This is a genomic window from Mesorhizobium sp. M7A.F.Ca.CA.004.06.1.1 (assembly GCF_003999135.1).
Lineage (GTDB): Bacteria > Pseudomonadota > Alphaproteobacteria > Rhizobiales > Rhizobiaceae > Mesorhizobium.
Map to the genome: position 1 here is coordinate 1 of NZ_RZPQ01000242.1, position 7,483 is coordinate 7,483.

Here is a 7,483-nt window from a genome sequence, read left to right on the forward strand (position 1 = left end):
GTCCTGGTTCGCTGGTAAGTGCCGAACGGTCCAGTTTCGGTCCTTGACCTTGACGGATCAATTACTTAGGCTCTGCCGTTGTTGTGCCGAATTTTATGTTTTGAGCTGATGGGACGGTCGCATGGGGGGAAAGACACTTACGCGCGCCGACCTTGCCGAGGCAGTTTACCGGAAGGTCGGCCTGTCGCGCACTGAATCGGCCGAACTCGTCGAAGCGGTGCTGGATGAAATCTGCGAAGCCATCGTGCGCGGCGAAACGGTGAAGCTGTCGTCCTTCGCGACATTCCACGTCCGCTCCAAGAACGAACGCATCGGCCGCAATCCCAAGACCGGCGAGGAAGTGCCGATCCTGCCGCGTCGGGTGATGACCTTCAAGTCGTCGAATGTGCTGAAGAGCCGTATCTTGCGCTCCCATCAGAGCGGCAAGGCCAAAAGCGGCAAGTAGTCCTACTGCGCGGTTGAAAACCGTCGCCGCCATGACGCCGGGCTTGAATATTGCTTCATAAACCGCTGAAATAAGCCCCGATTCGGCAGGTAGGCCGGATCATCGTCCAGCGTGAGGATTCGCCCATGGACAAGAGCCCCGACGCCTTTCGTACCATCAGCGAGGTCGCCGAAGATCTCGATCTGCCGCAGCATGTGCTGCGCTTCTGGGAAACGCGTTTCAACCAGATCAAGCCGATGAAGCGCGGCGGCGGCCGTCGTTACTACCGGCCGCAGGATGTCGAGCTGATCAAGGGCATCCGCCACATGCTCTACGACCAGGGCTACACCATCAAGGGCGTGCAGAAGCTGTTGCGCGAGAACGGCAACCATTTCCTGGTTGCCATCGGCAATGGCGACATGGCCGCCGTAGAGGCGATCTCGCAGCGAAAGCAGGCCGATCAGGTGCCGCTGACGCCTGCGGCCCAGCCGCGCGGCATGGACGACGAACTGGTTGGCCAGCCCCGCGTCAAACCCAGCCGCCGCTTTTTCGGCCTGGGCAAGAGCGACGAGGAGGGTCCGGTGCAGCCGGATGCGTCGAAACTCTCGCGCGACAACAGGGCCTTGCTGCAGGAGGCGCTGTTCGACCTCCTGGAATGCAAGCGCCTGCTTGACCAGGTGCGCTGACCGCGGCCCGACGCGGCATCGACAGTTCGAAAGCCGGAACCCGTCTTCCGGTGAGGCGTTACGCTTCCTTCTGCAAGTGAAGGAAACATACCAATGGCATCATTTTCGACCCTCTCCGACATCGATCTCGACAGGCAGGTCGCGGCTCTTACCAAGGAACTGGCCAGCTTGAAGAGGGCCGTGGCAAGGCGAGGCGGCGCGTATTACGAGGACGGTCGCGATGCCGCGCTGGACACCTATTCCGATCTTGCCGGGCGCCTGCGCGACGCCATGCCGGCAATCCGTAAACAGGGCAGGGTGATCGAGAGGTCGGCCCGCGACCATCCGGCGGCTGCCGCGGCGGTAGGCCTTGTGGTGCTCGGTCTTGTCGCCAGTCTGCTGTTCAGCCGGCGCTGAATTCTAAAACCCAATCCCAGGGATAAGAAGCAAGAAGTGACAGCTCGCCTCAGGGCGATCCGTTTATTTTCCTTGCGGTCGGCTATGTCTGTCGTCGCTCCGGCATCTGGCGAGGAGCGCGTCGGCGGGCGCCCCGCATCTCTGTGCGGCCGGCGCAGGAATGCGGATTGGTCGAGCCGCCGGAGCCGCTCAATTTCGCCGGCGAACGCCGGATTGGTGGTCGTGCAATAGCCAGCGCCGGGATAGACGACGATCTCACCGGCGTAGGGGGGCTGGACTTGCGTGAACAGTCTTCCGCGATCGAGCCTCGCGGGGCCGAGAAGACCGGCCTTGGACAAGAAGCCAAGGCCGGTCTTCTCGGTGGCGGTCTGCGGAGCTTAGGCCTTGTTTCCGATCACATGGTGGTGGTGGCGGTGATGATGGTGGTGGCGGACATGGTGGCGATGATGATGGTGGTGACGATGATGCTTGGCCATCGGGGCCGCATCCGCGCTCGTCGCGCCGATGACGGGCACCGTGAAAGCCAATGCAACTGCAAGCCCGAGGGCCGAGAGGAGGGACTTCTTCATGGATGGTTTCCTTTTGTTTCGCGGGCGCATATGGATCGGGGCGATAGCCCGGCCGCCGCGAATGGAATTACGCGCCTGAATTTTTTCGTCAGTATTTCCCGATTGTAGAATTTTGTTTCTGGACTGTTTCTGCCCAATCCAGCCTCCCGTCACCATGCACGGCAAGATCGAGAGGCGGCCATCGGCCGCCTGTTCGACTACATCGGTGGCACGACGCCGTTGGTTCCGACCACGACGCGGCTGGCGCTCAGTGCGCCGTCGCTGCCCCGCTCAGCGGTGACGAAGACCGTCGCACCCGGCTTGAGGTCGGTAGGCGTCGCCGGCGCGAAGGTCACGACGGGCGTGGTGTCGGGGATCGAAATCTTCTTGGTCTGGCCATTGTCATAGGTCAGGGTGACGGATCGCCCGCTTATATCGGTAACGTCGGCGACGGTGCCGTTGGTCATCCGGCTGTTTGGCTGCAGGTCCCAGGGACGATCGCCTTCGCCAGTGCCTTTCAGCGCGGCCGGAAAGACCACCACCTCCAGGGCGCCGCTGCCGCCATCCGCTTTCGAAACAGAGGCAATGCCGAGGAAATCGCCCTGCTTGATGTCCTTTGCCGAGGCGTTGGCGACGCCCGAGATCTTCCAGCCAGCCTTGAGCTTGATCGCATCGGTATCGCCCTGGCGGGTTTTCACGGTGAGCAGCGTGGGTTCGAAACTGACCACCGTGCCGCGCACACGCAGCGCGTCTGCGGCCTGGGCGGCGCCTGCGCCGGCGACGGAAAGGCTGGAAATCGTGCCGAGCACGACCATGACTGTCTTCAAGTTCATTGCAAAGATCCTTCCGGGAACGAGCCGGCTGGAACCGGATGGTTTCACGCCAGCGACCCGGAGATAACGAATGGGCGCGGCGAAACTGCCGGCAAAAGGCCAATCGCTTCTTCAAAACAACTTGATCGCGACGTGTGCGCGAGAGGGCCGCGCCAGGCACCTGGTTCACGATCCCGTGACGGCCCTTTTGGCTCTTGGCAAATCGCCGGCGAGAGGGCATCTTCCCGACCGTCTCAGGCAACACTCCTCATTTGATCAAACTCTTTCAGTCATGGAGTTGCCAATGCCCCATAATGCGAAAAGCGAACCCCTCTCCGAACCGGCAACCAACGGGAGCGGGCCAGATTACAACACCCTCAGAGCGATGCGGGAGACCCGCGGTTACAGCGTGGAAGAGCTCTCCCTGACATGCGGCCTGGCGGTGGACGAGATTGAGGATATCGAAAGCGGCAGAGTGACCGACCCGTCGAAGCTGCGTCGTATTGTGTCCGCGCTTCACCTTCCCCAGGAGGCTCTGATCACCCCGGCTGCGCCGACGCCGGCGGCGCAAGGTCGATCGCTGGCTTAGATCCGCACCACGGATTCCAGAGAACCCGCCAAGGCTCCTTGGCGGGTTTCTTTGTACCTGCCGCAGCGTCTGCTTCAGCCTGGGGCTTGCCGATTTGTATGCCGCACGTGCTTATACGCGCGGCGGCCCCCGGCTGCCGAACCGCAATCTGCCGTCCATCAAGCTTTTTGAGCCATGGGTTTTCGATATGAGCCTGGAATCCGTTCGTGCCTTCTTCGCCACCCACGCGCCCGATATCGACGTCGTTGTCACGGAAGCGAGCTCGGCGACGGTGATGTTGGCGGCCGAGGCGCATGGCGTGCTGCCGGCCCAGATCGCCAAGACGATCTGCCTGCGCGTCGGCGACCGCACCATGCTGGTGGTGACCAGCGGCATCGCCAGACTGGACAACCGCAAATTCAAGGACCAGTTCGGCGGCAAGCCGCGCATGCTCGACGCCGCCGAGGTTGTCGAAGCGACCAGCCACCCGGTCGGCGGCGTCTGCCCGTTCGGCCTGCCGGCGCCGCTGCCGGTCTATTGCGACGTATCGCTGCGCGAGTTTGACGAAGTGGTGCCTGCGGCAGGCGCCACCAACGCCGCGGTGCGGATTGCACCGCAGCGCATGGTCGATCTCACCGGCGCTGAATGGGTGGATGTCTGTCAGGGCTAGGTTGAGGTCCCAGATTGGGCGTGAACAGCTGGCACGGACACCGGCTGACGACGGCAGTCACAGCCTACCATGCCGATCAGAATTTGTAGCTCAAGCTCGCGGAAACCGTATGGGTGCTTGGCTTCAAGATGGTTGGCCCAAGCTGGTCGTTCGCAAAATCGTGACTGCCGAAATGAGCATATGCATAATCGACGCCGACAATCCACTTCTCGTTGAGCGCATAGTCGACACCAGCGCCAATGGTCCAGCCAATGTAGGTTCGGCTTTGAGGATCGCTGCGATCCCCCGTGGTGGAATAGAAGACGTCATTTGCGTGCAGAAAAGCGATGCCGCCCTTTACATAAGGCATGAACCTATCTGCCGCGTAGCCAACCTTTGCAACAATGTGAGCTTGCCAGTCCGTGTGTACATTGATCTCTTCGTCATCAAACGTACTGTCCGCACCCTCGTTGAAAACTGCAACCAGCGATGCCTCGCCGCCGAGTACGAAATTGTTCGCGAACTGATAATTGTATCCGACTTTGCCACCAATTTCGGCTGACGTGTTGTCGGCATTGTAGCCGGAAGGATCATAGTTCGGGATGTCGAAATCACCCTTCAGGTAGTTCACCCCGGCGACGATACCCACATAGCCCCCAGTCCAGATGAAACCGGCAGGCGCCACATCCTGCGATGGCACATTGATGATCGGGTCGGCGGCAAGCGCCCCGCCCGTGAGGGCCAAAAGCAGTGCTGAAGAGAGAATGATCGTCTTCATGATATCCCCAAGATTCTACGCTGCTTAATCTACACACCAGCCCAAGCTTGAAAAGCGCTTCCATGTGATTGGAAACGTTTGGAATATGAGCGTTGTGAAACTGCCACACATTCGTGAATCGAGTTGAACTCAAGGTTTCAAGCGATTCAACGCGCCAATCGGCTTCCATCTCGTGCCGCCGACAGCCTCAATTCGTGTCGAAGAGCTGGAACTTTTGGTCTGTGCTACCCTTCGGGTGTCCGGAAAGGTGTCTCGTGGAAAGGCGGAAAGGACTTTTGGGGGCAAGTCCTGCTTTGAAATGGTCGGAGTGGCCGGATTCGAACCGACGACCCCTTGACCCCCAGTCAAGTGCGCTACCGGGCTGCGCTACACTCCGGACCGGTCGCGATGTATCGTGATAACCCCGTGCGGGTCAACCGAATTCCGCGACTTTTATCCCGCTGCGATTGCCGGTGCCGGCGAGCCCTGCAAGGCAGGCCGAAACAGCAGTTGATGGCGGTATTCCAGCGCGATGGCGCCCCAGATCAGGCCGAGCAGCAGGTAGACATGGCGCCAGTGGTCGATGTCGATGAAGGTGCCCAGCCCTATATTGCCGATGAAGGCGACGTAGGCGCACAGGAGATAGGGCTGCCACGGCCGGTCGCGCAGCAGGATGCGGAAGCCGGCTGCTATCGTCCACAAGACGAGCGCCAGGAACGACACGAAGCCGAGCCAGCCATAATCCATCAGCATCTTCAGCCAGATATCGTGGGTGTCTTCACCGAAGATCGTGCCGAAGACCAGCGGGCCGATGCCAAACGGATGCTCCATCGCCATCTGGAAGCCGATGCCGTAGCGGGCGAAGCGGCCGAGGCGGGCGGTGTCGTAGCTCTGTTCGAGCTGGGCACGGTTGGAGAACATCTCCGACACGCCGGGCAGCTGCAGGATGACGATCATGGCGACGACCAGCAGCGCCAGTGCGGCCATCGTCATCACCACCACACGCAGCCGGAACTTGCCGCTGGCGCTCTGCAGGAACAGGCAGCCGGTGAGCAGGACGGCCGAGACGGTGAACATGCCCCAGGCGCCGCGCGAGAAGGAGAAGAAGATGCCGGCGGTGATGATCAGCAGCGGCACCGCCAGCAGCGGCATGCGTGTCGCCGGTCCGGTCAAAAGCAGATAGAGCAGATAGATGCCGGGCAGCACCAGGAACGGGCCGAACACGTTCGGGTCCTGGAAGGCGCCGGCGGCGCGATCGTATTTGGTGAACATCTCCGCGCCCGGAAAGGCATGGAAATAGCCTGCAATGCCAAGCAGCGATGTGGCCACTGCCGAGACCACATAGGCAATGAAGATCAGCCGGTAGAGGCTCGGCTGTACGGCGGTGATCGATGCGAAGAACACCGCGCTGAAGGCGAGAAACAGCGACACGGCGAGATAGAGCGGCGTGTTGGCGAGGTCCGCCATCTGCGTCATGGAGATCATGCCGCCGATGTTCATCGTCACCAGCAGCACCAATAAGGGCGTGGCCGCGCGGGAAATCCTCAGGCCGAAAAGCGCCCAGATGGCGATCAGCCCGGCCATGTAGAGCTCATAGGGCGCCGGCTCGCTGATGACGAAGCCCGACAGCAGAATGCCGAGGAAGACCGCGCCCGACGAAATCAGCGCGACCAGCTTGGCGTTGACCGCCGCGCGCGGCAGATCATGGCTGATCGCACTCAATAGGCGTTTTCCGTATTGAGCAGCCGGAGCGGCGTCAGGAACAGGATCCGCAAATCGAACAGCAGCGACCAGTTCTCGATGTAGTAGAGATCATACTCGGTCCGCATGCGGATCTTCTCGTTGGTGTCCATCTCGCCGCGCCAGCCATTGATCTGCGCCCAGCCTGTGACGCCGGGCTTGACCTTGTGGCGGGCGAAATAGCCGTCGACGACCTCGTTGTAGAGCAGGTTGTGCGATTGCGCCGCGATGGCATGCGGACGCGGGCCGACCAGCGACAGCGAACCGAGCAGCGAGTTGAAGAACTGCGGCAGCTCGTCGATCGAGGTCTTGCGGATGAAGCGGCCGACGCGGGTGACGCGAGGATCGTTCTTGGTCACCGTCTGCTTGGCGGTCGGGTCGGCCTTGTCCGTATACATCGAACGGAACTTGTAGACCTCGATGATCTCGTTGTTGAAGCCGTGCCGCTTCTGATGGAACAGCACCGGCCCCTTGCTGTCGAGCTTGATGGCGATGGCGGTCGCCAGCATGACCGGCGAGAACACGACGATGCCGATCAGGCTGAAGACGATGTCGAAGGCGCGTTTGGCGACCGAATCCCAGTCGTTGATCGGCTTGTCGAAGATGTCGAGCATCGGCACCGCGCCGATGTAGGAATAGGCGCGCGGGCGAAACTGCAGCGCGTTGGAATGTGCCGACAGCCGGATGTCGACCGGCAGCACCCACAGCTTCTTCAGCAGCTGCAGCACCCGCGATTCGGCGGTCAGCGGCAGCGATACGATCAGCATGTCGATGCGGGCGATGCGGGCGAACTCGATCAGTTCCGAAATGGTGCCGAGCTTGGGGTAGCCGGCGACGATGGGCGGCGAGCGCTTGTCGCCGCGATCGTCGAAGATGCCGCAGATGCGGATATCGTTGTAGGGC

Annotated in this window: 10 protein-coding genes and 1 tRNA gene; 6 read left to right on the forward strand and 5 right to left on the reverse strand. The window is 61.3% G+C overall.

What is annotated here, in order from left to right; genetic code table 11:
* Positions 1 to 121: 121 nt before the first annotated feature.
* From EN906_RS16210 to EN906_RS37290, 4 genes are all read left to right on the forward strand, one after another.
* Positions 122 to 445 (forward strand): integration host factor subunit alpha, encoded by a 324-nt coding sequence (locus tag EN906_RS16210; RefSeq protein ID WP_013532231.1) that lies wholly within the window; start codon positions 122 to 124, stop codon positions 443 to 445.
* A gap of 125 nt (positions 446 to 570) precedes the next feature.
* Positions 571 to 1,110 carry a MerR family transcriptional regulator gene (locus EN906_RS16215; protein WP_127270980.1) on the forward strand — a complete coding sequence of 180 codons (540 nt, stop codon included), beginning with the start codon at positions 571 to 573 and terminating at the stop codon, positions 1,108 to 1,110.
* Positions 1,111 to 1,203: 93 nt separating this feature from the next.
* Positions 1,204 to 1,506: a hypothetical protein gene (locus tag EN906_RS16220; RefSeq protein ID WP_127270978.1), complete on the forward strand. Its 303-nt coding sequence runs from the start codon at positions 1,204 to 1,206 to the stop codon at positions 1,504 to 1,506.
* Between the two features lie 167 nt (positions 1,507 to 1,673).
* Complete coding sequence (locus EN906_RS37290; protein WP_164748806.1) at positions 1,674 to 2,183, forward strand: hypothetical protein; 510 nt, start codon at positions 1,674 to 1,676, stop codon at positions 2,181 to 2,183.
* Positions 2,184 to 2,272: 89 nt separating this feature from the next.
* Here the strand turns inward: EN906_RS37290 and EN906_RS16230 are convergent, their stop codons facing one another.
* Positions 2,273 to 2,887 carry a hypothetical protein gene (locus EN906_RS16230; RefSeq protein ID WP_127272079.1) on the reverse strand — a complete coding sequence of 205 codons (615 nt, stop codon included), beginning with the start codon at positions 2,885 to 2,887 and terminating at the stop codon, positions 2,273 to 2,275.
* Positions 2,888 to 3,170: 283 nt separating this feature from the next.
* On the opposite strand from EN906_RS16230, the gene EN906_RS16235 reads away from it, so the two are divergent.
* Together EN906_RS16235 and EN906_RS16240 are read left to right on the forward strand one after the other, a co-directional pair.
* Positions 3,171 to 3,455 carry a helix-turn-helix transcriptional regulator gene (locus EN906_RS16235; RefSeq protein WP_023810249.1) on the forward strand — a complete coding sequence of 95 codons (285 nt, stop codon included), beginning with the start codon at positions 3,171 to 3,173 and terminating at the stop codon, positions 3,453 to 3,455.
* A 187-nt stretch (positions 3,456 to 3,642) separates the two neighbouring features.
* On the forward strand, positions 3,643 to 4,104 hold the full coding sequence (locus tag EN906_RS16240; RefSeq protein WP_127267062.1) for a YbaK/EbsC family protein: 462 nt from the start codon (positions 3,643 to 3,645) through the stop codon (positions 4,102 to 4,104).
* Positions 4,105 to 4,180: 76 nt separating this feature from the next.
* Here EN906_RS16240 and EN906_RS16245 read toward each other — a convergent pair whose 3' ends face one another.
* The 4 genes from EN906_RS16245 to EN906_RS16260 form a co-directional block, all read right to left on the reverse strand.
* A complete protein-coding gene (locus EN906_RS16245) occupies positions 4,181 to 4,861 on the reverse strand; it encodes an outer membrane protein (protein ID WP_127267063.1) in 681 nt (226 codons plus the stop codon).
* Between the two features lie 299 nt (positions 4,862 to 5,160).
* Positions 5,161 to 5,237: transfer RNA gene (locus EN906_RS16250), tRNA-Pro, on the reverse strand.
* A 56-nt stretch (positions 5,238 to 5,293) separates the two neighbouring features.
* Positions 5,294 to 6,562 (reverse strand): O-antigen ligase family protein, encoded by a 1,269-nt coding sequence (locus tag EN906_RS16255; protein ID WP_127267064.1) that lies wholly within the window; start codon positions 6,560 to 6,562, stop codon positions 5,294 to 5,296.
* Positions 6,559 to 7,483, reverse strand: a 925-nt coding sequence (locus tag EN906_RS16260) for an exopolysaccharide biosynthesis polyprenyl glycosylphosphotransferase (protein WP_127371841.1), incomplete at its 5' end; no start/stop codon positions are given. The genes EN906_RS16255 and EN906_RS16260, both read right to left, overlap by 4 nt.

Excerpts from the sequence above, each read along its gene's own strand:
- EN906_RS16210 (WP_013532231.1), top strand. The coding sequence starts at position 122 with ATGGGGGGAAAGACACTTACGCGCGCCGACCTTGCCGAGGCAGTTTAC.
- EN906_RS16215 (WP_127270980.1), top strand. The coding sequence starts at position 571 with ATGGACAAGAGCCCCGACGCCTTTCGTACCATCAGCGAGGTCGCCGAA.
- EN906_RS16220 (WP_127270978.1), top strand. The coding sequence starts at position 1,204 with ATGGCATCATTTTCGACCCTCTCCGACATCGATCTCGACAGGCAGGTC.
- EN906_RS16230 (WP_127272079.1), bottom strand. The coding sequence starts at position 2,887 with ATGAACTTGAAGACAGTCATGGTCGTGCTCGGCACGATTTCCAGCCTT.
- EN906_RS16235 (WP_023810249.1), top strand. The coding sequence starts at position 3,171 with ATGCCCCATAATGCGAAAAGCGAACCCCTCTCCGAACCGGCAACCAAC.
- EN906_RS16240 (WP_127267062.1), top strand. The coding sequence starts at position 3,643 with ATGAGCCTGGAATCCGTTCGTGCCTTCTTCGCCACCCACGCGCCCGAT.
- EN906_RS16245 (WP_127267063.1), bottom strand. The coding sequence starts at position 4,861 with ATGAAGACGATCATTCTCTCTTCAGCACTGCTTTTGGCCCTCACGGGC.